Below are 25,696 nucleotides of genomic sequence, written 5' to 3'. Positions count from 1 at the left end.
GATTAACCTACGACGTTAACGAGTTTGCCAGGCACCACAATGATGCGCTTGGCGGGGCGGCCTTCCAGATACTTGAGCACGGCAGCGTGTTCGGCTGCGGCTTGTTCAATGGCGGCTTTTTCCGCTCCCTGAGGCACGACCAATGAACCGCGCAGCTTGCCATTGACTTGCAGCATCAGCTCCACTTCGTCAGCAATCAGGGCTTGTTCATCCACGGCAGGCCATTGGGCGTCGAGCATATCGCCCAGGCTGTCTGCCCAACCCAGTTCACGCCACAACTGCCAGGTGATGTGAGGGACGACAGGGTACAGCACGCGCAACAGAATGGACGTGGTTTCAGCCAGTGCACGTTGTGCGGCGGGAGTGTCTTCCCATTGAGTCTGCTCCAGGGTGTTGAGCATCTTCATGCAAGCCGAAACCACGGTGTTGTATTGAATACGCTCGTAGTCGTAATTGGCTTGCTTGAGCAAGGAGTGAATTTCCAGACGGGTACGCTTGGCGGCCGCATCCAGATCGCTCCAGTCGGTGGCTTGTTGGGCGTTGCCAGCGCGCAGAGCATCGGCGTGGTTATAGCAGAAGGCCCACAGGCGACGCAGGAAGCGGTTGGCGCCATCCACGCCCGAATCCGACCACTCCAGGGTTTGCTCTGGCGGGCTGGCAAACATGATGAACAGGCGGGCAGTATCCGCGCCCAGCGTGTCGATCAGGGATTGGGGGTCCACGCCGTTATTCTTGGACTTGGACATGGTGCCGATGCCGTTGTATTGCACGGGCTGACCATCGCTCTTCAAACGGGCACCGATAATCGCGCCTTTTTCGTCGTAGACGTTTTCGACGGTTTCAGGCCAGAAGTACTCAATACCACCTTGAGGTGTGCGGCGGGTGTAGCTGTGGTTCAGTACCATGCCCTGGCACAGCAGGCGGGTGAAGGGCTCGTCAATCTTGACCAGGCCCATGTCGCGCATGACTTTGGTCCAGAAGCGGGCGTACAGCAAGTGCAGCACAGCGTGTTCGATACCACCGATGTACTGATCCATGGGCATCCAGTAGTCGGTGCGTGGATCGGTCATGGAGTCGTTCAGTTTGGGCGTGGTGTAGCGCAGGAAGTACCAGGACGAGTCCACAAAGGTGTCCATGGTGTCCGTTTCGCGACGTGCAGGCTTGCCGCAAGAAGGGCAAGTGCACTTCAGGAAGGCTTCGTGCTTGTTCAGCGGGTTGCCGCTGCCATCGGGAATCAGCTCTTCGGGCAGAACCACGGGCAGGTCTTTTTCTGGAACAGGAACCGGGCCGCAATCCTCGCAGTGGATGATCGGGATCGGGGTGCCCCAGTAACGCTGACGGGAAATGCCCCAGTCGCGCAGACGGTAGGTGGTTTGTTTCTCGCCCAGCTCTTGAGCATTCAGGTCTGCCGCAATTGCGTCCACGGCGGCGGCATGCGCCAGGCCGTCGTACTTGCCGGAATTGATGGTTTGGCCTTGCTGCTTGTCGCCGTACCAGTCTTGCCATTGAGTGGCGTCGTACTCTTTGCCTTCAACGCCAATCACTTGTTGAATAGGCAATTGGTATTTCAGGGCAAAGGCGAAGTCGCGCTCGTCGTGAGCAGGCACGCCCATGACGGCACCGTCGCCGTAGCTCATCAAGACGTAGTTACCGACCCAGACAGGAACGTCCGCACCGGTCAGTGGGTGCTTGACGCTCAGGCCGGTAGGCAGACCTTCTTTTTCACGGGTGGCCATGTCGGCTTCCGTGGTGCCGCCTTTCTTGCATTCTTCAATAAAGGCAGTCAGCTCGGGATTGTTGCGGGCAGCCAGGGCAGCCAGCGGGTGTTCAGGGGCAACAGCACAGAAGGTAACGCCCATGATGGTGTCCACGCGGGTGGTGAACACGTACAGACGACCGTCCTGAATCAGTTGGCCCTGCTCGTCACGAATATCGTGAGGGAAGGCAAAGCGCACACCCTGGCTCTTGCCGATCCAGTTTTCCTGCATCAGGCGCACACGCTCGGGCCAGCCGGGCAGGCCGGTTTTCACGGTGTCCAGCAGCTCTTCAGCGTAGTCGGTAATGCGCAGGTAGTAGCCGGGGATCTCACGCTTTTCAACCAGCGCGCCCGAGCGCCAGCCACGGCCTTCAATAACCTGTTCGTTGGCCAGAACGGTTTGATCCACCGGATCCCAGTTCACAGTCTGAGTCTTGCGGTAGGCAATGCCTTTTTCCAGCATCTTCAGGAACAGCCACTGGTTCCATTTGTAGTATTCGGGATCGCAGGCACACATTTCACGCGACCAGTCGATGGCCAGACCCATCGCCTGCATCTGCTTTTTCATGTAGGCGATGTTGTCGTAAGTCCACTTGGCGGGCGGAACCTGAGATTTGATGGCGGCGTTTTCAGCGGGCATGCCAAAGGCATCCCAGCCCATGGGCATGAGAACGTTAAAACCGCGCATGCGTAGCTGGCGCGCCATCATGTCGTTGATGGTGTAGTTGCGCACGTGGCCCATATGTAGCTTGCCACTGGGGTAGGGCAGCATGGAGCATGCGTAAAACTTGGGTTTGAGCGAGCCATCGGGAGCGGTGGCGTTTTCGACGGCGCGATAGGCGTCCCGATCGGTCCAGTTTTGCTGAGCGAGTTGTTCAACCTCGCTGGGGTTGTAACGTTCCTGCATGAGTGGCAATACCGTTTTAGACAAAAGTAAAGGAGTATCCGCCATTATACGGGGCAAATCTCGCTGTGGACGGCTGCAAGGTGGGCAGTGTGCATGAGCGTAATGGCAGACAGGAGGCAGGCCTTTCACAGCAGCCTGTGAAGGGCAAAAAAAACCCCTGCAGGGCAGGGGCTTTTTTTGAAAACCAATCCGCTGCAGGAGCGGTGCGCGAATTAACGCAGCTTGGTTTCTTTGTACTCGACGTGCTTGCGAACGACGGGGTCAAATTTCTTGATCACCATCTTTTCAGGCATGTTGCGCTTGTTTTTGGTGGTGGTGTAGAAGTGACCGGTGCCGGCGGACGATTCGAGTTTGATTTTTTCGCGTATACCTTTAGCCATGATGAGCTCCTGGTTAAATGTTTAAGAAGCGCAGCTTAGTATTTTTCGCCGCGGGAGCGCATTTCGGCCAGAACGGAGTCGATACCGTTCTTGTCGATGGTGCGGATAGCGTTAGCGGAAACGCGCAGGCGAACCCAGCGGTTTTCACTTTCAACCCAGAAACGACGGGACTGCAGGTTTGGCAGGAAGCGACGCTTGGTTTTATTGTTGGCGTGCGAAACATTGTTGCCCGACATTGGGCCTTTTCCGGTCACTTGGCATACGCGTGCCATGGTCATACCCCTTGAGATCTAAATCAGCCTCCGCTAAACGAAAAAAGCCGCGGGCGATTGTAAAATTAGGATCGTGTTAACCCCAGTGCTGGGGTACAAAGAAGATTATTCTAATATGGAAAAATCACTTAGATCAAGTTTTACCGTGCTTTCCTTGCTGCGTTGCGGCCAAACAGCCACGATAAGACGGCACAACTGGCCAATACGGCGGTCAAGGGCAAAGCATTGGAAGAGGACCAGCTGCTGACCGCAAAACCGGCCAGCGCACCACAAAGCATTTGCAAAGCGCCCATCAGGGCCGAGGCCGTTCCCAGGCGATGGCCTTGTTCAGACAGGGCAAGGGCCGCGGAATTGGGGTTCACAAAGCCTTGGCACGCCATAAAGCCCATCAGCGTCACCATCAGCCAAGTCAGGTCCAGTACGCCCAGCAGGGTCAGAACGGCACCCAGCAGGGTAAAGATCACTTGCAGTCCCTGTGCCACGCGCAGCAAAGTGGGCGGGCTGTACGTATTGAGCAAACGGGCGCTGACTTGAGAGAAAACAATCAGACAGGCGGCATTCGCGCCAAAATAAAAACCGAAATGGCGCGGCTCGACTGCAAATAAATCAATAAAGACGCGTGGCGATCCGGCGATATAGGCAAACATGCCTGCAGAACTGAAACCGGCGGCCAGCGAATAAAACATGAAAGGCCGGTCGCGTAACAAGGCACTGTAATTATGGGCAATCAGTTTGGGTTGCAGTGGCAGGACTCGTTCGGGGGTCAGGGACTCTTTCATGGTGAAAAAAGTCAGCAGCCACAAGAGCACGCCACAGCCAGCCATGAAGTAGAAAATACCGCGCCAGTCGCTAAACAGCAGGATCTGACCACCGATCAGCGGGGCCAGAATAGGCATGACGCCCATAATCAGCATCAGCATGGACAGGGCGCGGGCGGCTTCACGGGTCTCGAAACGATCCCGGATCACGGCACGGGGAATAGCCATGCCAGCGGCACCACCAAAGGCCTGCACAATGCGCCACACGGTCAATTCATCAATATCGCTGGCGCGTGCACAGAAAAAGGAAGCGGTGGTGAAAATCAGCACGCCCAGCAGCAAGGGCAGCTTGCGCCCGAAGCGGTCGGCCATGGGGCCGTACACTAATTGAGCCACGCCCACACCCAGCAAGAAACCCGCCAGCGTGCGCTCTACCATGCCCGCCGAGGTGTTCAGACTCTGGGCCATTGCCGGGAAGGCGGGCAGGTACATATCAATGGCCAGTGGCCCCAGGGCAGTGAGCAGCCCCATCAAGATGAGCCAAGGGGGAAATGCAGGGGAGTGGTTGCGTGTCATCGGGCCAAGTATTAAGGTGGGGCAGATCCTGGCCGAGAGCCTGAACCCACTACCCTGTGCCGAGCATCAATGCAAACCGATGCAATGGGCCAAAGGCAGGCAGTTTAGCATGGGGCAAGGTCAATTCCGGTCTAAGTGCTTTAGGTGTGAAGCACATGATTCGTGACTTTGACGCAACGGATTCAGGGGCTGATTGTATTAGGCTACAGGATTGACAGCTTACGGGCGGTGTGTCGAAAGAGGCGACACATTGTCATCTTTGTTTGTTTACATACAAGGAGGCGAAGTTGAGTTCAATTTCATCAATGGTCCAGGCCAAATTAGATCAACTCAGCATCCCGGTTCGGCTGACCTTGCCCAACGGCGAGCAAGTTGGCACGGCTGATGCAGCGGTTCATCTGATCATTAAAGATAATGCCACCTTGGCGCAGCTGGCCGCAGGGCAATCCGGGCAGTTGGGAGAAGCCTACGTGGAAGGGCGTATGGACTTTGAGGGCTCCATGCGGGATCTGATGCAGCTGGCAGCGGATATTTTGCCGGGCTCCCCGGTTGACGCTGCCCAGGCAGGCTGGCTGACTTCCATCGTCAAGCACCTGACCTCGGTTTGGCGTCACTCCCAGGAAAGGGATGCCAAACAGATCCAGTTTCATTACGACTTATCGGACGATTTCTACGCCTTGTGGCTGGACCCGCGTCGGGTCTACTCCTGCGCCTATTACCGCGAACCGGACATGACGCTGGCGCAGGCTCAGGAAGCCAAGCTGGACCACATCTGCCGCAAGCTGCGTCTGCAGTCGGGCGAGCGCTTTCTGGATGTGGGGGCCGGGTGGGGCGGGCTGCTGATGTGGGCGGCTGAGAACTACGATGTGGACGTGACGGGCATCACCTTGTCCCGTAACCAGCATGCCTATGTGAACGGGCTGATCGAGCAGAAAGGTCTGTCGGGCCGGGCCCGCATGATGTTGCTGGATTATCGTGAGCTGGATGAACTCAAGCCTTATGACAAGCTGGCCTCGGTCGGGATGTTCGAGCACGTGGGCCGCGCCCAGCTCAGCGCCTATTTCGACAAGTTGCGCCGTTTGGTCAAACCCGGTGGTTTGATTCTGAATCACGGCATTACGGCCGGTGGCGTGGACAATAGCCAGCTGGGTGCCGGGATGGGCGACTTTATCGAGAAATACATTTTCCCCGGCGGAGAGCTGACCCATATCAGCCATGTGCTGCGTCATCTGGCCGAAGGTGGTCTGGAAGGCCTGGACATTGAGAATCTGCGTCCGCACTATGCGCGCACGTTGTGGGCCTGGAGCGATGCCTTGGAAAGTCAGTTGGACAAGGCCAAGGCCACGCTGGATTCCGAGCAGGGTCAAAAATCCTTGCGTGCTTACCGGGTTTATCTGGCTGGTTGCGCCATGGGTTTTGAGCATGGCTGGATTGCCCTGCATCAGGTTCTGGCTCAGGCGCAAAGTGCTGGGCGGGCACAGGAGCTGGATTACGCGCCAGACCTGGTGTATCCATGGCGTCGGGACTATATGTACCAGCGTTAGAGGGCGCGGTCTGGAGGGGCAAATGACAAGGCTTTATGCCTTGTCATTTGTCTTTTTTGGGGCTGCTTTTACGCCACTCCATCAATTCTGAATTAATAAGTAACAAAAAAAAGTTTAGAAAATCGCTAAAACCACGCCAAACAAGGGTTTTGTTGCGTTTTTGCCATTGACATATTCCAAGGTTTTGATGGTTTTGCGCGGTAAGAATTTGTTTTTGATTGCAAAGGCCCGTAGAATGGCCTCCTTACCAGATTCATCAATTCGATCTAGAACCGCCTGAAACTGCGTGTTCTATTCGCACCAAATCATCGCCCCGCGCGGTGTAACCCTGGCCCAGCCGTTTTGTTTCGGTCAAGGCAGCGAACAGTACAAAAAGGGCTCAGCCCTGAATATTGTTCCGGGTTTTTCGTGAGTGCCTGGCACTCGCTCTATACGTAGGTATGTATTGGCGATAAGAGCATCGTCTTCCGCACACCCCTTTAGCCTTGGCGCCGACTGATCATGCAGGACGCGTCCACAGTAACTCAAGGAGGAGCATCATGTCTTCATACTTCCCTCACGCCGGTGCCAAGTCGCGCTTGCACCGCTTTCCCCTGATTCAAGCCTCTGTGCTGACCAGCGTGTTGCTGGGTTTGTCGTCCGCCGCACAAGCCGCTACCCCGGTTGCCTGCGAACTGGACCGCACGGTTCGCTTTGGCGGCATGAATTGGGAATCCAATCTGGTCCTGACTGAAGTCGAGCGTTTTATCGCTGACAAGGGTTATGGCTGCAAGACTGAGGTCATCTCGGTCGAGACGCTTCCGGCCTTGGCCGCATTGGAGCGAGGCGACCTGGATGTCAACACTGAAATCTGGCTCAACAGTGTGGCTGATCCCTGGAAACAGGCTGAAGCCAAGGGAAATGTAAAACGTATTGGCGATATTTATATGGGTGGCGAAGCCTGGTTCATTCCACGCTACACCGCCGAGCGCCTGCCTGAACTGAAGTCCGCTGCGGACTTGCCCAAGTTCAAGGATGAATTCAAGGACCCTGAAGAACCCGGTAAAGGCCGCTTCTATGGCTGCCCGGCAGGTTGGGGTTGTGAAGTGGTCAGCGGTAATCTGTTCAATGCCCTGAAACTGGGTGATACCTTCACCTTGTTCTCGCCCGGTACTGGTGCCACGCAGAAAGCGGCTCTGACCTCTGCTTATCAGCGCAAGGAAAACGTGGTGTTCTACTACTGGTATCCGACACCGCTGGTGGGCTCCATGGATCTGGTCAAGCTGGAACTGCCCGCTTATGACGAGAAAAAGCACGGGTGTCTGACGGACCCGGATTGTGCTAATCCAGAGCCTAGCGATTACCCCGAAAATCCGGTGTTCACTGCTGTGAATACGGAATTCTCCAAGCAAGCTCCCGAACTGACGGCCTTCCTGGCCAATGTCAGCATGCCCCTGGAGCTGATGAACGACACCATGGCCCACATGGAAAAAACCGAAGGCGAGCCTGAGGATGTGGCGCACTGGTTCCTGAAAGAGCACGAGGACACCTGGTCCAAGTGGGTGCCCATGGAAGTGGCTCAGCGCGTAAAAGCCGCTCTTTAGTATTCGTGTCGTTGTAGGGCGAGGCCGGCCTCGGTGACTGCACCCCATGTGGGTGCGGGTACTGAGCCGTACCTCGCTTTTCTGCCTGGTCCCATTGTGGCCGGCAGGCTCATGGCCGGGCGATATGCCCGCGCCGCATGCACGAGTTTTACGGAGTGTTTTTTATGTTTCCTGAGTTGATTGATCCGCGCGCCTTACGTTTGCCCATCGATCAGTTCGTGGGTGATCTGGTTGCCAATTATTCCAGTACCTTGCGCGCCATGACCCAGCCTTTGCTGGACATGCTGGTCTTTATGGAGTCCATCTTGCGCAGCAGTCCCTGGTGGGCCGTTGTGCTGGTGGTGGTCGTTCTGGGCTGGGCTGCCAGCCGTCGCGTCCTGTTTTCCGTGGCCATGGGTGCCATGCTGTTCGTCATTGGTTTGATCGGCCTGTGGGATGCTGCCATGCAGACCCTGGCGCTGATGATCGTGGCCGTTTTCCTGTCTGTCCTGATAGGCATACCGCTAGGTCTGTTGATGGCCAGCTTCAACTGGCTGCGCCGCATCATGATGCCGGTGCTGGACGTGATGCAAACCATGCCCAGCTTTGTGTATCTGATTCCGGTAGTGATGCTGTTCAACCTGGGCAAGATCGCCGCCCTGATTGCCACCATTATTTACGCCATTGCGCCGGTAATTCGTCTGACCGATCTGGGTATACGCCTGGTCGACAGCGAAGTGCTGGAGGCCTCGCGCTCCTTCGGGTCCAACCGCTGGCAGCAGCTCTACGGGGTGCAATTGCCATTGGCCATGCCCAACATCATGGCGGGTATTAACCAGACAACCATGATGGCGCTGGCCATGGTAGTGATCGCCTCCATGATTGGTGTGCGAGGTTTGGGCTACGAAGTGCTGCAAGGTATCAACCGCCTGCAAGTAGGCCGTGGCCTGATGGCCGGTTTGGGTATTGTGCTGCTGGCTATTCTGTTTGACCGTATCACACAAGAATTTGGCCGCCGCTTTCAGACACGGGAGGCCTCATGAGCAAGATTGAAGTTCGCAATATCTACAAGATCTTTGGCTCCCAACCCGAGCGCTGGCTGGAAGAGGCCCGCAACGGTGTCCGCAAGGACGAGCTACTGGCCAAAAGCGGCCACACCTTGGGGCTACGTGACATCAGCCTGTCCATTGAACATGGCAGCATTTACGTCATCATGGGTTTGTCCGGTTCGGGCAAGTCCACCCTGATCCGCCATTTCAACCGCCTGATCGAACCGACAGCCGGGCAGATTCTGGTCGATGATGTGGATGTGATGAGCCTGGATGGCAAGGCGCTGATGCAGTTCCGCCAGCAAAAGATCAGCATGGTCTTCCAGCGTTTTGGCCTGTTCCCGCATCGCACGGTGCTGGAGAACGCGGCTTACGGTCTGCAAGTGCAGGGCATAGGACGTGCCGCCCGTGAAGAGAAAGCCACTTACTGGCTGGAACAGGTAGGGCTGCAAGGCTTCGAGAATCAGTATCCGCATCAGTTGTCTGGCGGTATGCAGCAACGTGTGGGTCTGGCGCGTGCCTTGGCCACCGATGCCGACATTCTTCTGATGGACGAAGCCTTCTCTGCGCTGGATCCGCTGATTCGACGTGAAATGCAGGACCAGTTGCTGGAACTGCAGGCCCGTCTGAACAAGACCATTGTGTTTATTACGCATGATCTGGACGAAGCGCTGCGTCTGGGCAACCGGATTGCCATTCTTAAAGATGGTGAACTGATCCAGGAAGGCTCGCCCGAGGATATTCTGCTCTCGCCCGCCAGCGATTATGTGCAGGCCTTCTTGCAGGATGTGAACCGCAGTAAAGTGCTGAACGCTGCTCATGCGGTGCGCGATTCCAGCAAGACGCTGACCTTCACCATGCGTACCCGCGCTGTTCATGCGCTGGAGCGCTTGAGCGAACGGGGCGTGCGTTATGCGCCTGTGCTCGATGGCAAGCGTTTGGCCGGTGTCTTGATGCGTTCCAGTGCTCAAGAGGCGGTGCAACAAGGTGCACGGGATATTTCCGGTTTTGTGGACGAGATGAGTTCCGTTCCCGCCACCATGGGTCTGGATGAAATCCTGGGGCAATTGTTGCGTAGCAGCGAACCTTTGGCCGTCACGGGCGAGAACGACGAGTTCCTGGGCCTGCTCTCGCGCAGCAAGGTTGTGGACCTGGTCAGCCCGCTTATTGATGCGGTTGAAGCGTCGCCGGATGCGGCTGCCGAGTCGACTCCGAGCGATACTGCCAAGATCGTGGAAGCCATTGAAGGCAGTAAACCTGCTGCCTGAGTTAGCCTTGTCTTGCTAAAGCGGTAAAGAAAACGGGACCCGTTGAATAACTGGCCCCGTTTTTTTTGTTTGTGCTTTCACGGTTTGGCTTATTTTGGCCTTAGGCTTCTACTGCTGAGCAAAGAGCAAAGAGCAAAGAGCAAAGAGCAAAGAGCAAAGAGCAAAGAGCAAAGAGCAAAGCGCCGCCGGATGTCTGAGTCTGCCATGGACCTGAATGCCGGCAGCTCATGCTTTGCTTGTCAGGACGCCCGCGCCTTGCGCCTTGCCGGATTGTAAATACGCAAAATATGTACATACCAGAATAGCAGCAGCAATGCCGAGGCTCCCAGACCCAGGCTGGACATGGTCCACAAGCTGGCTGCCCCTACAGGCGCTCCCGGTGCCAGCCACTGAATGACTCCTTCCAGCGATCCGGCTGCCGGTCCAAACCCTAACCACCAGCCACCGCCCAGGCCCAGCACGCTCAAGGCAAAAAATTGCAGCAGCATGGGGACAAAAGCCACTTTATAGGCGCGCAGCAGATAGGAAATCAGACACTGGAACGCGTCGCAAAAGTGGAAGAAGGGCAGCAGTTGCAGCAAGAGCAGGGCGCGCAGGGCCACGTCGGCATCGTCGGTATAGGCATGGGCCAAGGTAGGGCGCAGCAGAACCAGCAGGCTGATCGTCAAGGTGACCCCGGCCAACACAATCCCCAGACTTAACATTCCCACATGGCGGGCACGATGATATTGCCCGGCTCCAATGGCTTGAGCGCTGACCGAGGCCGCAGCAACACCCACGGCCATGGGCACCATAAAGCAGACAGCGGCCAGATTGGCCATGATCTGGTGAGCACCCGAAGCAAAGACCCCTTCGCGGGCTACCAGCAACGCCATGAAGCTGAAGGCACAGATCTCGATCAGGTAAGAGCCGCCCATGGGCAGGCCCAGGCGCAGCAGTTCTTTCTGCGCCGTCCAGCTAGGCAGGCCCAGTCGCAAGCTAAAGGGCTTGTAGAAGCGGTCGGCGCGCAGCAGCCACAGGCCAGCAGCCAGCATTAGCCAGGAAACCACGGTGGTCGCCAGGCCTGAACCGACGGCTCCCATGGCTGGCAAACCAAACTTCCCGAAAATCAGCATCCAGTTGAACAGGGCCTTGAAGGCCACGCTGAACAGATTGATCAGCATGACGGCTTTGGGGCGAGAGGTTGCCGTGCCCAGGCAGTAAATCGTTCGGAAAACCAGGGAGGCGGGCAGGGCCAGAATCAGGCTGCGCAAATACCAGGTCACCCGGTCGTGAACCTCAGGGCTCAAATCGCCGGACCAGCTTAGCCAGATATTGGGAAAGGCCAGCGCCAGGGTGCCGATCAAGGTCAGCAACAGGGCCAGCCACACACCTTGCCCCCACCAGCGGCCTACTTCAGTCAGGCGGCGCGCGCCAAATTGCTGCGCAATGATAGGAATCAGGGCGTGGATGACACCCATCAAGCCAATAAAGACGGTGATGTAAATGGATACGCCCAGGCCCATGGCCTGCAAGTCGACCGGACTGCTGTGGCCGACCATAACGGTATCCAGCACCCCAAAGGCGATACCCGCCCAGGAGCCGACCAGCACAGGCCAGGCCTGACGCAGGATTTGGCCTGCCTGGCCTTTCCAGTTGTGATGAAACACGGAGGACATGATTGAAACTTACTGAGCTTGTACTCGCAGCAGACGGAAAGCCTCGTGACGATCTGGCCCGCGTTTACCTTGCCAGAGCTGGACCGCATTGTCAGGAATGGGGGCCTTGCCATCTTGCAGGTCGCGCAGGGAGAACTGTTCCAGCACCAAAGAGCAGCGGTTGTCGAAATTGATCTTGATGTTGTTAAACACCAGGAAGGAGGCTCGTTGTCCCGAACCCAGGCCCCAGGAGCGCAGGCATTCGCCGGGCTGCCTGTGTTCGCGCAGGGCGACGGACAGTTCACCGGAGACGTCCCGGTAACTACGTACGTAGTCCAGCGAGGGCATCCACAGGGTAACCAGCAGGAGCCAGGTCGTAATCAGGCCACCTGCAGACAAGACCGTGCCGCGCAGCAGCCCTGGCGGGTTGGTGGACAGGCGCCAGCGTACCAGGGCGATCCAGGCCAGCGTACCCAGCGCAGCAATAATCATGACCGGCCAGGAGATAAAGGTGTCATAACCTTGAGTCTGGCGGGCGATATTGTGCGAAATCTGACGTGGCCAGCCGGTTTGTTGCGCAATCCAGCCCAGCCAGACTGTGGTTGCCGTCAGCGAGAAGCACATGATGGCAAACCAATCCAGCGTATTGACCACGCCACGCCGCAAGGTGGGCAGCGAGAACGCGGCCAGGACGGCGCAAGGTACGACCAGCAGGGCGTATTCGGGCTCGAAGGCATCGCGGATAAACAGCAGGCTCAGCAGCGGGACCAGCAGGCTGATGGCAGGCACATAAATATGTGGGGCCTTGAACCAGCTGCGCCACTGCCACAGTGCCAGCAGTGCCAAAGGCCAGGTCGGCCAGAGGAACCACAGCAAGTCACGCAGATTATTCAGTTGTTCCTTGAAACCCGCCCAGCCCCAGGCGGCCAGATGCCACAGACGCCACTGTTCAGTCCAGTACACGCTGACGCGTTTGGCGGGAATCCACCAGGCCATGATGATGGCCAGGGTCAGGACGGCACTCAGGGCCAGCCATTGGCTGTGCTGACGCAAGGGGCCGCGTGGAATGAAGCACAGGACGGTGGCCAGCATGATGGGGCCCGCGCCCAGCCAGCCACGGGTCAGGAAGCAGGCGCCCAAAGACAGGCCCAGCATGATCGCACCGGAAGCGGGACGGTCAAACATGCGCACCAGGCTGTACAAAGCCAGAGCCTGGAAGGCAATGATGGCTGGCACTTCCGAGGTTTCGTGCATACGCCAGAGGATGCCGACCGTGGCTACCGTCAGCAGCAAGGTGGCGTCGGCAATCATGCGCCCATAGGCCGTGGGCGAGGGCTCGCCCCCAAAGGGCAGGCGCAGCGGTTGGGCCTCAGGGCGTCGAGCCAGCCAGTAGGCGCTGTGCCAGACCGAAGCCGCCAGCATGCCGAACCACAGCAGGTTAGGCAGTCGGGACGCCACAATATTGGCGTTCAGCTCGGAGGTAAAGAGTTTGAGCAGCGGTGCAAACAGCGTAATGAACAGGGCACCCAGCCAGGTGGTCAGCGGCCCGTCCTGGGCATGTGCCAGATCGCCCACCTGCGGCAACAACAGGGCCTGACCGCTGGGATCTGACAAAGCGGTAAGCATGGTTGCCAGCCCGATGACATCGTCTGCCTTCCAGGGATCGCGGAAAAACAGACCCGCAAGAATGTAAATAGTCCCAACGACCAGCAGGACCAATCGGGGAAGTTTGACGGCAGCGGTAGCAGTCAGGCGAGCAGGGGTGGAGGTGGGTATGAGGCTGGATGACACGTCTAGGGTAAAACAGTCTGTTGATTCGCCCTATCTTAATGCAAAGGGGGCGCCTTGGCCGGGAAATGTGCGGTAAAAAAAAGGCAGCCGAAGCTGCCTTTTTTGCGCTGAACGCGGTATGCCGAGAAAGAGAGCTTATTCGCCTTTCTTGACGGTACCAGCCGTACGGGCAAAACGGGCGCGGAATTTTTCAACGCGGCCAGTTTCCACGATACGGGTTTGAGCGCCCGTGTAGAAGGGGTGCGACTCGGACGTCACGTCACACTTGAACAGCGGGTAAGTCTGACCGTCTTTTTCGGTGGTTTCGCGAGTCTGGACAGTGGAACGGGTGATAAAGGAGTTGCCCGTTTGCAGGTCCAGAAACACCACGTCACGGTATTCTGGGTGAATGCCTTCTTTCATGATGATTCCTGTTTTGACAAATAAGGACCGCCAGCAAGGCACGTATTTACAAAAATAAAGCTGCGCAGGGCAGATTTCCAATCTTGTAAGTACCGGCACTAAAAAGCTAGAGGGCTGTTTTTTTAACCGGGTTTGGGTTTTGACATCCTGCCCGATTGAATAATGCCTAAAGACTTTTTGCCACGTATCCGATGAAGCCTGAAATTTTAGCATTGAGCCGCCGCTTTTCAAAGAAAACTCCATCAAAGCGCGGCACAAGTGCAACAAGAAGCCGCCTAATGATAGGCCTCAGGTCCCGAAACCCGGAGATTGTCAGGGTTCGGGGCGTCTTGCTTGATGGTCGATAAGGTCGTCAGTCGATCTGTTTGCGCTTGCGGAAAGACAGAATCCAGATGCCGACCGCCAGCTCAAGTGCCGCAATAATCCACAAACCGCTTTGGAAATTACCGCTGGCGTCTTTCAGGGCACCCAACATGAAGGGCGCGCCAAAGCCGGCCAGGTTGGCGACCGAGTTGATGAAGGCCACGCCAATAGCTGCTGCCGAGCCTGCCAGAACGGCGTTAGGCAGTTGCCAGTACACCGGAATGCAACCCATGGTGCCGGACACGGCAATAATCAGGCTGATGAAGGCCATGGTCGTGTTGTTGCCCAGGAAGAGTCCCACGCCTGCCAGACCGACTGCGCCAATGATGACGGGAATTCCTGTATGCAGACGGGCTTCGCGTCGACGGTCGGCACTAAAACCCAGCGCCAGCTGGAAAATCGCCCCAAAGACATAGACCAGGCCAACCAGCAAACCAACTTGCAGCGGGTCGGTTGGCCCTAGCGAGCGCACCAGGGTGGGGGCAAAAAAGGCCAGTGTGGAGTTGGCCGCCACGATGCCAAAGAACATCAGGGTCAGGGTCCACAGATCGGTATTGCCCAGGGCTTTCTTGAAACTGTGCTCGCGTGGGCCTGCAGCCTTGGCGTCCAGCACCAGCTCCTGCTTGATCAGGTCTTTTTCAAGCTGGCTTAACCAACTGGCTTTTTCCGGACTGTCCACGATGAACATCACCGCCAGAATACCCGCGAAAATTGTGGGCAGGCCTTCCAGCAGAAACAGCCATTGCCAGCCCGACCAGTCATTGACACCATCCAGGCGCGTCATGATGAAACCGGCCAGGGGCGCGCCCACAACCGAAGCTACCGCGGAGGCAGAAATAAAGACCGCAAAGGCTTTGGCGCGTCGATGGGCCGGGAACCAGAAGGTCAGAAACAGCAGCACGCCGGGCTGGAAGCCCGCTTCAAAAGCCCCGAGCAAAAAGCGCATCACATAAAAGTAAGCGGCTGTTTTGGTAAACATCATCAGCACGCAGATCAGCCCCCAGCCAAAGGCGATACGGGCCAGGGTCTTGCGCGCACCAATACGCAGCAGCAACCAGTTGCTGGGTACTTCAAAAAAGAAGTAGCCCAGAAAGAAGATACCAGCGCCTATGCCGTAAACCGTTTCGGAAAACCCCAGTTCGGGCTGCATTTGCAGCTTGGCAAAACCAATATTGAGCCTGTCTATCCAGGCCAGCATCCAAAGCAAGAAGATGAAGGGCAAAATGCGCCACATCACTTTCTTGTAAATCTGATCCAGTTCTTGCTTGCTGGCGGATAAAGCCTGACTTCCGTGCGCAAGGGTGCTGCTTGTCATGGGGTGTCTCCTTGTGTGGTACAGCGTGTTATGGCTGATCTGGGGGCAGGCGCTCGGCCATAAGCTCGCAGGCAGCAATGATGGGATTGATCACCGGCACAGCCAGCCTGCTTTGCAGGGCCTGGGCGCTTTGGGCCAGTGGGCCGCCGCCGATGATGACGGCGCGGGCACCGTCCTGTTCGATACATGCCGCGACGCTATCGGCCAGTTCCTGATCCTGACGATCAGGGGCCTGGGCCAGATCCAGTGGTGCGGTAGGGGTCAGGCGCAGGCCGGAGAATTGTTCGCTCCAGCCATAGCGCTGTACTTGATCCAGAATGGATTGCTCCAGACCGGGGGTGGTGGTGGCAATGCCAAAAGGCGTGCCTGCTCGGGCAGCCAGCATCATGGAGGCCTGACCGATGCCGATGACCGGAACTGTGAGGCGTTCAGTCAGGGATTGCAGGCCGGGATCTCCAAAAGCGCCGACGATGACGCCGTCAACGTCTTGCGCCTGGGCTAGCACCTGCGGGTGCCTGGATATGGCGGCGGCCTGCTCCAGTTCTTCCATTTCGGTCAACATGCCCGGTCCCTCAGGGGCGGTCAGCCCCCGGACCTGGATGTCGCGGCGCTGCAGGCTCTGGAAACAAGCCTGGGCAAGCGCCACCATCATGTCCGTGGTGGGACGGGAAGTATTGGGGTTGATGAGCAGTACGGTATGAGACATAAATACAAGGGCCGCAGCAAGGCGGCTTTTTAAGTGAATCAGGTATCCAGGGGGCGACCAAAGGTTTCGGGCGCCAACTGCAGGACAGCGGCAAAGGTGATGTACATGCCCGCCATCAAGGTGAACATGCCGGCTACGCCGTAGCCTTCCAGCACCCAGCCGCTAAGCGTAGGGATAAATGCGCCCGCCAGGGTGCCCAGTGCCAGAATGAAGGCGGTGCCAAAGGCGCGGACGCGGGTGGGATACAGTTCGGGGGAGAAAATCCAGATCGTGGTGTTCAGCAGCAGCACGCAGAACTGGAAAGCTGCACCGAATAGCAGCACCAGGTAGATATTGAAGCTCAGGAAGCCAAAGGCCAGACCGCTGGCGCAAGCCAGTAACGCTCCGTAGGTGAAGACGCGCTTGCGAGGCACGCGGGAGCCCAGGTAAGAGGCGGTCAAGGCACCCAGCAGGCTGCCCGACTGCATCAGGATTGTGAAGGTATAGCTTTTCACCAAAGAATAGCCTTGCTCCACCAGCAGGGTAGGCATCAGGGTCAGAACCGTCAGCTGTGCGCCATAGGTCATGCACACGGCAATGCCGGTTACCAGGGTGCGCATGGCCAGCGGACCTTGAAAAATCTCGTTCAAACGCACCCGCTCTGCTTTTTGTGCCTGCGGGCCGCTGTGCAAATAAGGATAGGGATTGGCAACGTGACGGCCCAGCTTGCCCGAGGCCAGAATATTCAAAACCTGATTGGCCTCCTCGATACGCCCTTGCGACACCAGGAAACGGGGCGTTTCAGGAATGTAGCGACGGTAAAACAGCACCATGAAGGCAGGCATGACCAGCAGGCCAAACACCCAGCGCCAGCTTTCAGGGCCGGGAAAGAGGGTGAAGACCAGCAAGCCGAAGGCCGGGGCCAGCATATTGCCCAGACCGCCACCTGCGACGTTGATCGTGCCGACAGCCGTGCCGCGAAAGCGTGAGGAGCAGAACTCGGCCAGCATGGTGACGGCAATCGAGATCTCGCCACCCAGACCAAAGCCGACAATCATGCGACCCAGGCCCAGTACCCAGTAGCTGGGGGCCAGGGCGCAGATCAGGGCGCCCAGCGTGAACAGGGCCAGATTGATGGTCAGCATGACACGGCGACCGTAGTGGTCGGCGATATAGCCGGACAGCAAACGTCCCAGGGCGGCGGCAGCGAAGGTCAGGGTGTTCAGAAACCCGACATCACGAGGCGTCAGCCCCCAGTGTTCCTGCAGCAGCGGGCCGACCAGGCCCACGGCATTTTGCTCGAGTACGTCAAACAGGACGCCCAGCAAAATCAGGGCCAGCACTTTGCGGTGCGAGTTGGTGACTCCTATGGTTTCCAGCGAGTTTTCCAGTTGCTGCTGAACCGTGTGATTGTTGGCCGTAGAACTGGCCTGTGCCTGCCCGGTGTCGGCTGGCAAGGTTTGCTGCTTGCTAGACATGGTTTCTCCTCGTTTCAGGGCGTGTATGAGCCCAGCATTATTTTTTCAATCATTATTGTTATGAAAAAATATTTTCAAAACTAGGGTAAACGAGAAAGATTTTGCAGTGTCTGCAGATTGTCGGAGCAGGGCGTTGATATACAAGGATTTTTAATAAAAAAAAGGATCATCGCCGTTTGCGTATGATCCTTATCTGATTCCAGCCATGAAACTTCTAGGCTGGCTTGTCTACGGAGTGCCTGATATGGGCCTGTAATACGAGAGTAGCGGTCTACAGCTCCAGAAAGCTGTCATGGAAAGCCTCCACCAGACCTAGATGACGACGCCCGGCAGGACCGGCCTGATCCATCACCTGGCTCAGGATCAGATGGCACAGCCCGATCACCGCCACGTGATTATCCAGTACACCAGGCGATTGGACATCACAGCGCAAAGTCCAGCGACAGGCGCTTTTCTCCGGGCTGAGCTGGTCAGTGATGTGCAACACATTCGGGTTCAGCTGCGCCATCTGCCCAATCAGCTGATCCATATTGCGTACCCGGCGACGCAGGGCAAAAATCACCACGACATCGTCAGCGTGTATGCCTGCCAGATGTTCCCCCATGGTCTCGCCAGGGCCGGGAATCAGTTGAGCCTCAGGGACGATTTGTAGCAACTGCCAGCGAAAGTAATTGGCCAGGGCATGGCTGGATCGAAACCCGAGAACCCATACTTTGCGCGCACCCAGAATGGTCTGGGCGATTTCTTTCAGTAACGAGTCGGGGATGCGTCTATAGGTAGCGGCCAGGTTGTTCTGACTTTGCTGCAAGTGTGTGGCCAGCGAGCGCTCGGCTTCTGTTTCAGTGGCTGCCAGCAACAGGGGTGAACCTGCTTTCTTTTCGGAACGCACTTGTTTGCGGGCGGCCTCGTAATTGCTGTAACCCAGGCGTCGAATAAAGCGGGTGACCGTCGCATTGGACACATTGGCCAGGGAGGCCAGCTCCGAGGCGGTGTAGCCGGCCAGGTCGCCCGGAAAGTCCAGGGCAAATTCCGCCAGACGTCGCTCTGATGGGGATAGATCGTGAAGAATGTCACGTACGCGTCCAACAAAGGACTTGACGGCGGGATCAGACATGGCGCTCCGTACTCTTATAGTGTGTTCTGGATTTTACGGGGAAGCTCATGGAACTGTATCAAAAATAAGGTGGCATTCACCGCCCTGAACCGTCTATAGATCTCCGCGCTCGGCCATGGAGACAGTCTGGCTGGGCGTGACAATAATGTGGTCCAGCAAGCGTATATCGACCAAAGCCAGTGCCTGACGAATGTGCCGGGTCAGCCGGATATCGGAGACGCTGGGATAGGCGGCACCGGAAGGGTGATTGTGCGCCAGAATAATGGCGCAACTGTGGTGACGCAGGGCGGCGCGCAAAATCTCCCGTGGGTAGACTGAAGCCTGGTTGACTGTGCCCCGGCTGATCTCCTCGGCGCAGATCAGTCGTAGCTGATTGTCCAGAAACAGAGCTAGGCAATGCTCCACGGGTAAATGTCCAATATGGGCCAGACAATATTCGCGCACCTTGTCCGCCTGGTTCAGCACCGGCAAGTCCGTGAGTGATTCCAGGGCACAGCGGCGTTGCAGTTCCCGGATAACCAACAGTTCCGCACATTTGGCCGGCCCGATTCCGTCCAGTTGGCGCAGGGCAGATGCATCAGCCGATAATAATCCTTTGAGTCCGTTAAAATGGTCCAGCAACATCTGGCCCAGCTCGACAGCATTGCGCCCGCGTGTACCGGTGCGCAGGACAATGCCCAGCAGTTCCGGGGTGCTCAGACAGGCAGGGCCGTGCGCCAACATGCGCTCACGGGGCCCTTGGCGGCGTAAAGTGGATGTGGCCATAAGAAACGCTAAAATGCGGTAATTGAATGATTTTCTATAGTGAGCGATCGTGAGTAACTCTGCTAGTTCCGAGCTTGGAATTGTCCGTCAGGATTCCTACCTGACTTTGCACTATCGTATAGAGCTGGCCAGTGGCCCGGCGGCAGGCTCTGTATTTGCGGATACCTTTACGGGCCGTCCGGCGACCTTGCAACTGGGCAATGGTCAGTGGGCCCCCGGTATGGAAGAGAAACTGCTGGGTCACCGTGAAGACGAGCGCTTTCAGCTCGACATTACTCCCGAGGATGCATACGGCGCCCGTAATCCGGACCTCTTGCAGCGCATCACTCGCGAAATGCTGGCCAGCAACGCCGCCGAAGGCGCGGAATTCGTGCCCGGTGATATGGTGGAGTTTGCCGCCCCTAATGGCAGTCGCTATTCGGGCGTGCTCAAGGAAATCGACGACAAGACCGCCTTGTTCGATTTCAACCATCCTTTGGCCGGTGTGGCTTTGCGCCTGGATGTTCATATTTTGGGGATTCTGTAATGAGTCAAGCTACTCCCGTTCAGAACGCTGAGGTTGTTCTGGCCCAGCCCCGTGGATTCTGTGCAGGGGTCGATCGCGCGATTGATATTGTCGAACGCGCTTTGGAATTGCACGGTGCACCAATCTACGTGCGCCATGAAATCGTCCATAACCGTTACGTGGTGGAAGACCTGCGCAATAAAGGGGCGATCTTTATTAAAGAGCTGGACGAGGCTCCCTCGGGTGCAATCGTTATTTTTTCGGCTCACGGCGTATCGCGTCAGGTGCGTGACGATGCCGAAAAGCGTGGCCTGAAAGTCTTTGACGCCACGTGCCCGCTGGTGACCAAAGTGCATATCGAGGTCTCTCGCATGCGCGCCGAAGGCCGGGAAATCATCATGATTGGTCACGTCGGACACCCTGAAGTCGAGGGTACGCTGGGGCAGGCTGATGGCGGCATGTACCTGGTGGAAACGCCCGAGGACGTCGCCAACCTGAAAGTGGCCGATCCCGACAAGCTGGCCTTTGTGACGCAAACCACCTTGTCCGTGGACGATGCGGCAGTTGTGGCCCAAGCCTTGCGCGAGCGCTTCCCCAATATTGTGGAACCCAAGAAAAGCGATATCTGTTATGCCACACAGAACCGTCAGGATGCGGTCAAGATCATGGCTCCTCAGTGTGATCTGGTCCTGGTGGTGGGCAGTACCAATAGCTCCAACTCCAACCGTTTGCGCGAAGTCGCCGAGCGCAAGGGGGCTGAAGCCTATCTGCTGGATAAACCGGAAATGATTGATCCGGCCTGGCTGGTCGGTAAAAAGCGCGTGGGTGTGACGGCCGGCGCTTCTGCTCCGGAAGTTCTGGTGAATCAGGTGATTCAGCGCTTGCAGGAACTGGGCGTCGGTAAAGTGCGGGCCCTGGATGGTGTGGAGGAAAACATTGCCTTCCCGCTGCCCCGAGAACTGTCGCGCAAGATTGAAAGCCTGAACAAATAAAAAACGATTTTTGCAGGGTGGACAGGAGACAAGATGATTCTGTATAGCTACTTTCGCAGTTCCGCTGCTTACCGGGTGCGGATTGGTCTGAACCTCAAAGGTCTGGACTACCAGATCAAGCCTGTACACCTGCTCAAGGATGGTGGTCAGCAGCATCAGCCCGATTATGTGCAGGTCAATCCCGTGCAACTGCTGCCCGCTTTGGATGATGATGGTCTGATCATCACGCAGTCCCTGGCCATCCTGGAATATCTGGACGAACGCTATCCTGAGCTGCCTTTGCTGCCCAAAGCGTCGGCAGAGCGGGCCTGGGCACGTTCCATGGCCCAAACCGTGGCTTGCGATATTCATCCGCTGAATAATCTGCGCGTGTTGCAGTATTTGCAAAACGAACTGCACGCCCAGGAAGATGCTCGCAATCAATGGTATCGCCATTGGGTCAGCGTAGGGCTGGAAGGCCTGGAAGCCTTGGTGCAGCGCCATGGCAAAAAGGATCATGACTTTATTTTTGGTGATACTCCTGGTCTTGCCGAAATCTGCCTGATTCCTCAAATGTTCAATGCCCGTCGTTTTGACATTGATCTCAGCACATTTCCACGCCTCTTGGCTGTGGAGGAAAAATGTCTGGAGCTGTCCGCCTTTCAGGAAGCGGCCCCCGACCGCCAGCCCGACGCGGCTTGAGTATCAGCATAAGGGCGGTCCCTTGTTGGGCCGACCAGACTTCACCCGCCTGACAGGCGGGTTTTTCTTGCCCCGCTTCAATTGGCTGGATGATGTTGGGGGCGTAAAGGACGAGACATGAATATTGGTTTTTGTGGTTTGGGCCGTATGGGTCAGCCTATGGTGCGCCGCTTGTTGAATGCCGGTCATCAGGTTCGTATCTGGAATCGTTCCAAGGACAAGGGGCAAGCCCTGATCGAAGCCGGTGCTCACTGGTGCGATACCCCGGCGCAAATGGCCGAGCAGTGCGAAGCCGTGTTCCTGTGCGTCTTCGATGCACAGGCGGTGCACGACACGGTCCTGGGCAAGCAGGGCCTGGCGTCGGTGCAGGGAGCCTTGCGGATTGTGGTGGACCATTCCTCGATTCCTCCACAGGCTACACGCGAGATGGCTGCCCAATTGCAGCAACGTTGCGGGGCTCATTGGCTGGATGCTCCGGTATCCGGTGGTGTAGGCGGAGCAGAACAAGGCACGCTGGCCATCATGGTGGGCGGGCAGGCGGCGCAGCTGGATCGTGTTCGTCCGGTGCTGGCCGCGTATTCGCAGCGCGTCACCTTGATGGGGGCGGTAGGGGCCGGCCAAGTAACAAAGTTATGCAATCAGACCATTGTGGCCACCACCTTGACCGCTATCGCCGAGGCCTTGAGCCTGGCCAATGACAATGGCGTGGACGCCTCCAAAATCAGTGAGGCCCTGGGGGGCGGTTGGGCCGATTCGGTTTTGCTGCAATTGTTCGTGCCGCGCATGACTACGCCCGACAATCAAGTAAAAGCGTCGGTCGATACCATGTTGAAGGATTTGAATACCGTGGCGGAGCTGGCCAGTGCCAGTCACACCAGCATGCCAGTGGCTCATGCAGCCCAGCAAACCTATCGTGCGGCCCATCGTTTGGGCTTGGGCGCAGACGATGTCGCTCGCATTACGCATGTGAATAGTTACAATTACGGGGAATAAACTACCATCAGTCAAACTTAGTTTCGGTATTATGTCGGCTATTTGAAGTTGGGACTGTAGGTCTACAAAAGGGAAGTCATGAAGAAAAGTACAGGGCTGGTCACACTGGTTGTCGTGTTAGCGGCCGCATACGGCGGTTCGACCTGGTACACCGGTAAGAAAACTGAAGCGCTGGTGGGTGAGAAAGTGGCCCAGTTCAATACCCTGGCTGCCGAGCAGATGCAGCAAATGGGCATGAGCGAGTCGGTCGTCATGAACGTGGTGGACTACCAACGTGGCGTATTTTCCTCTACTGCTCGTTACACCATCACCATCAAGCCTTCCGACGCTGAAGAGAAGCCTCTGGAGCTGACTTTTGATGACAAGATCAGCCATGGCCCGCTGCCTATGTCGGCAATGGCTCTGGGTAACTTCACCCCTGTTGCCGCCTTGTCGCACAGCACTCTGGTCAAGACCAAAGACACCGAAGGCTGGTACAAGCTGACGGGCGACAAGACCCCTTTGTGGGCGGACAGCCTGGTCGGTTTTGACGGTGCCGTGGACTCCAATGTGCATTTTGAAGCCATCAAGCACCAAGGCGACGAAGTCAAAGTAGACTTCAGCGGCGGTCAATTGCGCACCAAAGCCGGTGGCAAGAGCAAAGATATTGTTGTGACCGGCAGCTTCCCCAAGCTGTTTGTTGATGACATCAGCGCAGATCCCTTGAAGCTGGAAGCCTCCAACTTCGTGGTGGACTTCAAGCAAGACGGTGACATCAATGTCAGCGGCACCCAGGTCGGCAAGCTGAGCGTCGATGACGTCAAGATGCAATCTGCCGAGACCGATGGTATTACTTTCAAGCAGATCGCCATCAATTCCGATGCGGTCACCAAAGACTCCGTCAGTGATACCAAGGTTGTTTACGCGCTGACTGATCTGGTGTTTGAAGACAAGGTCAAGCTGGGTTCGGTTGAGCTGTCAATGAACTTTGACCGCGTTTACGCACCTGCAATCTCCGCCCTGTCCAAGCTGATTTCCGATTCCAATCTGCAAAACGATATGGACTCGGTAGATGGCCCAACGGCTCAGAAGATGATGGAACTGGTGCTGCAGGCGCTGGAGCACAAACCTGTGCTGCGTGTTGAGCCTCTGCGTTGGTACACGGCTGCTGGCGAGTCCAAAGCCACACTGCGTATGGACTTCCAAAAGCCCAATGCGACCTTGCAAGAGCTGCAAACCAGTCCTGAAATGTGGATCGAAGCCATTCCTGCTGCTCAGCTGGATGTTCTGATTTCCAAGCCCATGCTGCGTGGCCTGGCTGCCGAGATGGACAAGGCTGAAGGCCTGTCGCCTGAAGAAGGCAATGCTGCCATGCTGGACATGATTCTGGATGCGGCTGTCGCTCCTTACGCTGAATCCAATATGGTCAAGAATGACGAGAACGGCATTTCCACGGCCATCAAGTACGACGGCAAGGATCGCGTGTTCGACATCAACGGCCAGCGTTTCACTTCCGAGCAATTGCTTGGTCTGGTCCTGATGGGCATGATGTAATTCGTCTGGGCCTGGTCCAGCGTAAAGCCCACCGAAATTCGGTGGGCTTTTTTTTACTGTCGGGCCGTCCCAGGGTGGAGTGCAGGCCGAAGGCGCAGCGTGGGGGCCTTTTTTATTTAATCAGCGAAGGGAGCCAGATTTTATGGCCAGCTTATCGGATCAGCTGTCTCGGCTGGTGTACAGCACGGAACAAGGGCGTATGTGTCCTGATTGCGGGCAGCCACAAAAGCAATGTCGTTGCGAGGAGAATCGGCGCGAGCAAAGCCTGTCTCAGGCTCAGGGGCCGGTGCGCTTGAGTCTGGAAACCAAAGGGCGAAAAGGGAAGGGAGTGACCGTGGTAACGGGCCTGGTGATGCCCGAGGAGCAGCTCAAGGCGCTGGTCAAGGAACTGAAGAACGCCTGTGGAGCGGGCGGGACGCTGAAAGAGGGAACGCTGGAGATTCAGGGCGATCATCGAGCCGTTGTGCAGGCTCGCCTGGAACACAACGGCTTGACGGTCAAGCGGGTCGGCAGACCCTGACAGGAATTTAGAAGCTGTAGCCCAAGCCTACGCCACCAAAGACGCTGCTTTTCTTCTCGACCAGGGGGCTGTCTTTGGCTTCTTCACCCAAGGTGTTCACGCCCAGCAGACCTTGCAGGGACCAGCTTTCGCTGATCTTGTGGGTGTACTGGCCGTACAAGGCATAAGAGCGCAAACCAGCGTCAGGGCGGTAGGTGCGCAGTTGTCCATTGCTGCCAGCAGCTTCATGCGACTTCACGCCAAAGTAGGTGCGCATGGCTTTTTCGTTGGACCATTTCAATTCGGCACCCAGCGAGAAGCTGCTGTCCTGATCGTTCCAGAGGCGGTAGCTCAAATCCAGAACGGCCGTGGCGCCATAACCGCTTTTCAGTGCCTGGTAGTAGCTGCCTTCAATCTTGGCATTGCCCAGTTGGTAAGCAGTAAATACACCCAGATTGCCGTGACGATCAATATCATCAGTTCCGTACAGGCGGTCGGCATCACCGGATTTACGGGCACGGGCCAGAGCGGCGTAAGTACCGATAGTCCAGTTGTCTGTCAGATTGGTTTGCAGACCGATGGCAGGCATGCCTGCTTTGGGAGCCAGGAAAAAGTGGCCGTTACGGTGTGAGAGCAGAGGGTAGAAACGGCCGTCGTAGCTGTCAGCCCCTTCGTACTTGGGGGCAAAGCCAACACCGACACCCACGGTAGTTTGCTGTGCAAGTGCCTGGCTGGTTCCTAAAGCACATAAAGCCAGTAAAAGGCAGGGACGCAGAGCAGAACGGACGAGGGTGGGCATGACGGATTCCTTGTGATACGGGTAAAAACAGGCCCGCTTGTCGCGAGCTTAGCTATCGTATCAAGGTTTGGG

Annotated in this window: 23 protein-coding genes; 10 read left to right on the top strand and 13 right to left on the bottom strand. The window is 56.9% G+C overall.

Going from position 1 to position 25,696, the window contains the following annotated elements; genetic code table 11:
• Positions 1-2: 2 nt before the first annotated feature.
• The 4 genes from leuS to NIZ92_RS13305 form a co-directional block, all read right to left on the bottom strand.
• Positions 3-2,663 (bottom strand): leucine--tRNA ligase, encoded by a 2,661-nt coding sequence (gene leuS / locus NIZ92_RS13320; RefSeq protein WP_035272544.1) that lies wholly within the window; start codon positions 2,661-2,663, stop codon positions 3-5.
• A gap of 212 nt (positions 2,664-2,875) precedes the next feature.
• The gene (rpmG, locus tag NIZ92_RS13315) at positions 2,876-3,043 is read right to left on the bottom strand and encodes a 50S ribosomal protein L33 (RefSeq protein WP_003802781.1); all 168 of its coding nucleotides are present in this window, start codon (positions 3,041-3,043) and stop codon (positions 2,876-2,878) included.
• Between the two features lie 35 nt (positions 3,044-3,078).
• Entirely contained in the window at positions 3,079-3,315 is a 237-nt protein-coding gene (gene rpmB / locus NIZ92_RS13310; RefSeq protein ID WP_003802782.1) for a 50S ribosomal protein L28, read from the bottom strand.
• Between the two features lie 140 nt (positions 3,316-3,455).
• On the bottom strand, positions 3,456-4,604 hold the full coding sequence (locus NIZ92_RS13305) for a Bcr/CflA family multidrug efflux MFS transporter (protein ID WP_035272768.1): 1,149 nt from the start codon (positions 4,602-4,604) through the stop codon (positions 3,456-3,458).
• Positions 4,605-4,936: 332 nt separating this feature from the next.
• Here NIZ92_RS13305 and NIZ92_RS13300 point away from each other — a divergent pair, with 332 nt between their 5' ends.
• The 4 genes from NIZ92_RS13300 to NIZ92_RS13285 all read left to right on the top strand — a co-directional run bounded on the left by NIZ92_RS13300 (position 4,937) and on the right by NIZ92_RS13285 (position 10,072).
• The gene (locus NIZ92_RS13300; protein ID WP_026483065.1) at positions 4,937-6,193 is read left to right on the top strand and encodes a class I SAM-dependent methyltransferase; all 1,257 of its coding nucleotides are present in this window, start codon (positions 4,937-4,939) and stop codon (positions 6,191-6,193) included.
• A 539-nt stretch (positions 6,194-6,732) separates the two neighbouring features.
• Positions 6,733-7,776, top strand: coding sequence for an ABC transporter substrate-binding protein (locus NIZ92_RS13295; protein ID WP_009456480.1), 1,044 nt, complete (start codon positions 6,733-6,735; stop codon positions 7,774-7,776).
• Positions 7,777-7,940: 164 nt separating this feature from the next.
• Entirely contained in the window at positions 7,941-8,798 is an 858-nt protein-coding gene (locus tag NIZ92_RS13290) for a proline/glycine betaine ABC transporter permease (RefSeq protein ID WP_009456478.1), read from the top strand.
• Complete coding sequence (locus NIZ92_RS13285; protein WP_009456471.1) at positions 8,795-10,072, top strand: glycine betaine/L-proline ABC transporter ATP-binding protein; 1,278 nt, start codon at positions 8,795-8,797, stop codon at positions 10,070-10,072. The genes NIZ92_RS13290 and NIZ92_RS13285 overlap by 4 nt, the downstream gene beginning before the upstream one ends.
• A gap of 239 nt (positions 10,073-10,311) precedes the next feature.
• Here NIZ92_RS13285 and NIZ92_RS13280 read toward each other — a convergent pair whose 3' ends face one another.
• From NIZ92_RS13280 to radC, 8 genes are all read right to left on the bottom strand, one after another.
• Complete coding sequence (locus NIZ92_RS13280) at positions 10,312-11,730, bottom strand: MATE family efflux transporter (protein ID WP_035272548.1); 1,419 nt, start codon at positions 11,728-11,730, stop codon at positions 10,312-10,314.
• Between the two features lie 9 nt (positions 11,731-11,739).
• A complete protein-coding gene (locus NIZ92_RS13275) occupies positions 11,740-13,500 on the bottom strand; it encodes a glycosyltransferase family 39 protein (protein WP_254002093.1) in 1,761 nt (586 codons plus the stop codon).
• Positions 13,501-13,635: 135 nt separating this feature from the next.
• Positions 13,636-13,902: a type B 50S ribosomal protein L31 gene (locus NIZ92_RS13270; RefSeq protein ID WP_009456467.1), complete on the bottom strand. Its 267-nt coding sequence runs from the start codon at positions 13,900-13,902 to the stop codon at positions 13,636-13,638.
• A 352-nt stretch (positions 13,903-14,254) separates the two neighbouring features.
• Complete coding sequence (locus tag NIZ92_RS13265; RefSeq protein ID WP_254002092.1) at positions 14,255-15,580, bottom strand: MFS transporter; 1,326 nt, start codon at positions 15,578-15,580, stop codon at positions 14,255-14,257.
• 28 nt (positions 15,581-15,608) lie between these two features.
• Positions 15,609-16,286 (bottom strand): aspartate/glutamate racemase family protein, encoded by a 678-nt coding sequence (locus NIZ92_RS13260; RefSeq protein WP_254002091.1) that lies wholly within the window; start codon positions 16,284-16,286, stop codon positions 15,609-15,611.
• A 38-nt stretch (positions 16,287-16,324) separates the two neighbouring features.
• The gene (locus tag NIZ92_RS13255; protein WP_035272556.1) at positions 16,325-17,743 is read right to left on the bottom strand and encodes an MFS transporter; all 1,419 of its coding nucleotides are present in this window, start codon (positions 17,741-17,743) and stop codon (positions 16,325-16,327) included.
• 271 nt (positions 17,744-18,014) lie between these two features.
• Positions 18,015-18,857: a MurR/RpiR family transcriptional regulator gene (locus NIZ92_RS13250; RefSeq protein ID WP_203145627.1), complete on the bottom strand. Its 843-nt coding sequence runs from the start codon at positions 18,855-18,857 to the stop codon at positions 18,015-18,017.
• Between the two features lie 93 nt (positions 18,858-18,950).
• Positions 18,951-19,622, bottom strand: a complete 672-nt coding sequence (gene radC, locus NIZ92_RS13245) for a DNA repair protein RadC (protein WP_035272558.1) — start codon at positions 19,620-19,622, stop codon at positions 18,951-18,953.
• A 49-nt stretch (positions 19,623-19,671) separates the two neighbouring features.
• Between radC and NIZ92_RS13240 the strand changes: the two genes are divergently transcribed.
• The 6 genes from NIZ92_RS13240 (at position 19,672) to NIZ92_RS13215 (ending at position 24,846) form a co-directional block, all read left to right on the top strand.
• Positions 19,672-20,148: a peptidylprolyl isomerase gene (locus NIZ92_RS13240; RefSeq protein ID WP_230940668.1), complete on the top strand. Its 477-nt coding sequence runs from the start codon at positions 19,672-19,674 to the stop codon at positions 20,146-20,148.
• Entirely contained in the window at positions 20,148-21,119 is a 972-nt protein-coding gene (ispH, locus tag NIZ92_RS13235) for a 4-hydroxy-3-methylbut-2-enyl diphosphate reductase (RefSeq protein WP_009456459.1), read from the top strand. The genes NIZ92_RS13240 and ispH overlap by 1 nt, the downstream gene beginning before the upstream one ends.
• 33 nt (positions 21,120-21,152) lie before the next feature.
• Positions 21,153-21,800, top strand: a complete 648-nt coding sequence (gene maiA / locus NIZ92_RS13230) for a maleylacetoacetate isomerase (protein ID WP_254002090.1) — start codon at positions 21,153-21,155, stop codon at positions 21,798-21,800.
• A 117-nt stretch (positions 21,801-21,917) separates the two neighbouring features.
• Positions 21,918-22,793 carry an NAD(P)-dependent oxidoreductase gene (locus tag NIZ92_RS13225; RefSeq protein ID WP_060186920.1) on the top strand — a complete coding sequence of 292 codons (876 nt, stop codon included), beginning with the start codon at positions 21,918-21,920 and terminating at the stop codon, positions 22,791-22,793.
• 78 nt (positions 22,794-22,871) lie between these two features.
• Complete coding sequence (locus NIZ92_RS13220; RefSeq protein WP_137430169.1) at positions 22,872-24,326, top strand: YdgA family protein; 1,455 nt, start codon at positions 22,872-22,874, stop codon at positions 24,324-24,326.
• Positions 24,327-24,468: 142 nt separating this feature from the next.
• Positions 24,469-24,846: a hypothetical protein gene (locus tag NIZ92_RS13215; RefSeq protein ID WP_009456454.1), complete on the top strand. Its 378-nt coding sequence runs from the start codon at positions 24,469-24,471 to the stop codon at positions 24,844-24,846.
• Between the two features lie 7 nt (positions 24,847-24,853).
• On the opposite strand, the gene NIZ92_RS13210 is transcribed toward NIZ92_RS13215, so the two are convergent.
• Positions 24,854-25,624, bottom strand: a complete 771-nt coding sequence (locus tag NIZ92_RS13210; RefSeq protein ID WP_009456452.1) for a MipA/OmpV family protein — start codon at positions 25,622-25,624, stop codon at positions 24,854-24,856.
• Between the last annotated feature and the right edge of the window lie 72 nt (positions 25,625-25,696).

It is taken from the genome of Alcaligenes sp. 1735tsa3 (assembly GCF_024134565.1).
Classification (GTDB): domain Bacteria; phylum Pseudomonadota; class Gammaproteobacteria; order Burkholderiales; family Burkholderiaceae_B; genus Alcaligenes; species Alcaligenes phenolicus.
This window is presented reverse-complemented; position numbering and strand designations above follow the sequence as displayed.

Bases quoted from the DNA above. Each gene is read 5' to 3' on its own strand.
- leuS (WP_035272544.1), bottom strand. From the start codon at position 2,663: ATGCAGGAACGTTACAACCCCAGCGAGGTTGAACAACTCGCTCAGCAA.
- rpmG (WP_003802781.1), bottom strand. From the start codon at position 3,043: ATGGCTAAAGGTATACGCGAAAAAATCAAACTCGAATCGTCCGCCGGC.
- rpmB (WP_003802782.1), bottom strand. From the start codon at position 3,315: ATGGCACGCGTATGCCAAGTGACCGGAAAAGGCCCAATGTCGGGCAAC.
- NIZ92_RS13305 (WP_035272768.1), bottom strand. From the start codon at position 4,604: ATGGGGCTGCTCACTGCCCTGGGGCCACTGGCCATTGATATGTACCTG.
- NIZ92_RS13295 (WP_009456480.1), top strand. From the start codon at position 6,733: ATGTCTTCATACTTCCCTCACGCCGGTGCCAAGTCGCGCTTGCACCGC.
- NIZ92_RS13290 (WP_009456478.1), top strand. From the start codon at position 7,941: ATGTTTCCTGAGTTGATTGATCCGCGCGCCTTACGTTTGCCCATCGAT.
- NIZ92_RS13285 (WP_009456471.1), top strand. From the start codon at position 8,795: ATGAGCAAGATTGAAGTTCGCAATATCTACAAGATCTTTGGCTCCCAA.
- NIZ92_RS13280 (WP_035272548.1), bottom strand. From the start codon at position 11,730: ATGTCCTCCGTGTTTCATCACAACTGGAAAGGCCAGGCAGGCCAAATC.
- NIZ92_RS13270 (WP_009456467.1), bottom strand. From the start codon at position 13,902: ATGAAAGAAGGCATTCACCCAGAATACCGTGACGTGGTGTTTCTGGAC.
- NIZ92_RS13265 (WP_254002092.1), bottom strand. From the start codon at position 15,580: ATGACAAGCAGCACCCTTGCGCACGGAAGTCAGGCTTTATCCGCCAGC.
- NIZ92_RS13260 (WP_254002091.1), bottom strand. From the start codon at position 16,286: ATGTCTCATACCGTACTGCTCATCAACCCCAATACTTCCCGTCCCACC.
- NIZ92_RS13255 (WP_035272556.1), bottom strand. From the start codon at position 17,743: ATGTCTAGCAAGCAGCAAACCTTGCCAGCCGACACCGGGCAGGCACAG.
- NIZ92_RS13250 (WP_203145627.1), bottom strand. From the start codon at position 18,857: ATGTCTGATCCCGCCGTCAAGTCCTTTGTTGGACGCGTACGTGACATT.
- radC (WP_035272558.1), bottom strand. From the start codon at position 19,622: ATGGCCACATCCACTTTACGCCGCCAAGGGCCCCGTGAGCGCATGTTG.
- ispH (WP_009456459.1), top strand. From the start codon at position 20,148: ATGAGTCAAGCTACTCCCGTTCAGAACGCTGAGGTTGTTCTGGCCCAG.
- maiA (WP_254002090.1), top strand. From the start codon at position 21,153: ATGATTCTGTATAGCTACTTTCGCAGTTCCGCTGCTTACCGGGTGCGG.
- NIZ92_RS13225 (WP_060186920.1), top strand. From the start codon at position 21,918: ATGAATATTGGTTTTTGTGGTTTGGGCCGTATGGGTCAGCCTATGGTG.
- NIZ92_RS13220 (WP_137430169.1), top strand. From the start codon at position 22,872: ATGAAGAAAAGTACAGGGCTGGTCACACTGGTTGTCGTGTTAGCGGCC.
- NIZ92_RS13215 (WP_009456454.1), top strand. From the start codon at position 24,469: ATGGCCAGCTTATCGGATCAGCTGTCTCGGCTGGTGTACAGCACGGAA.
- NIZ92_RS13210 (WP_009456452.1), bottom strand. From the start codon at position 25,624: ATGCCCACCCTCGTCCGTTCTGCTCTGCGTCCCTGCCTTTTACTGGCT.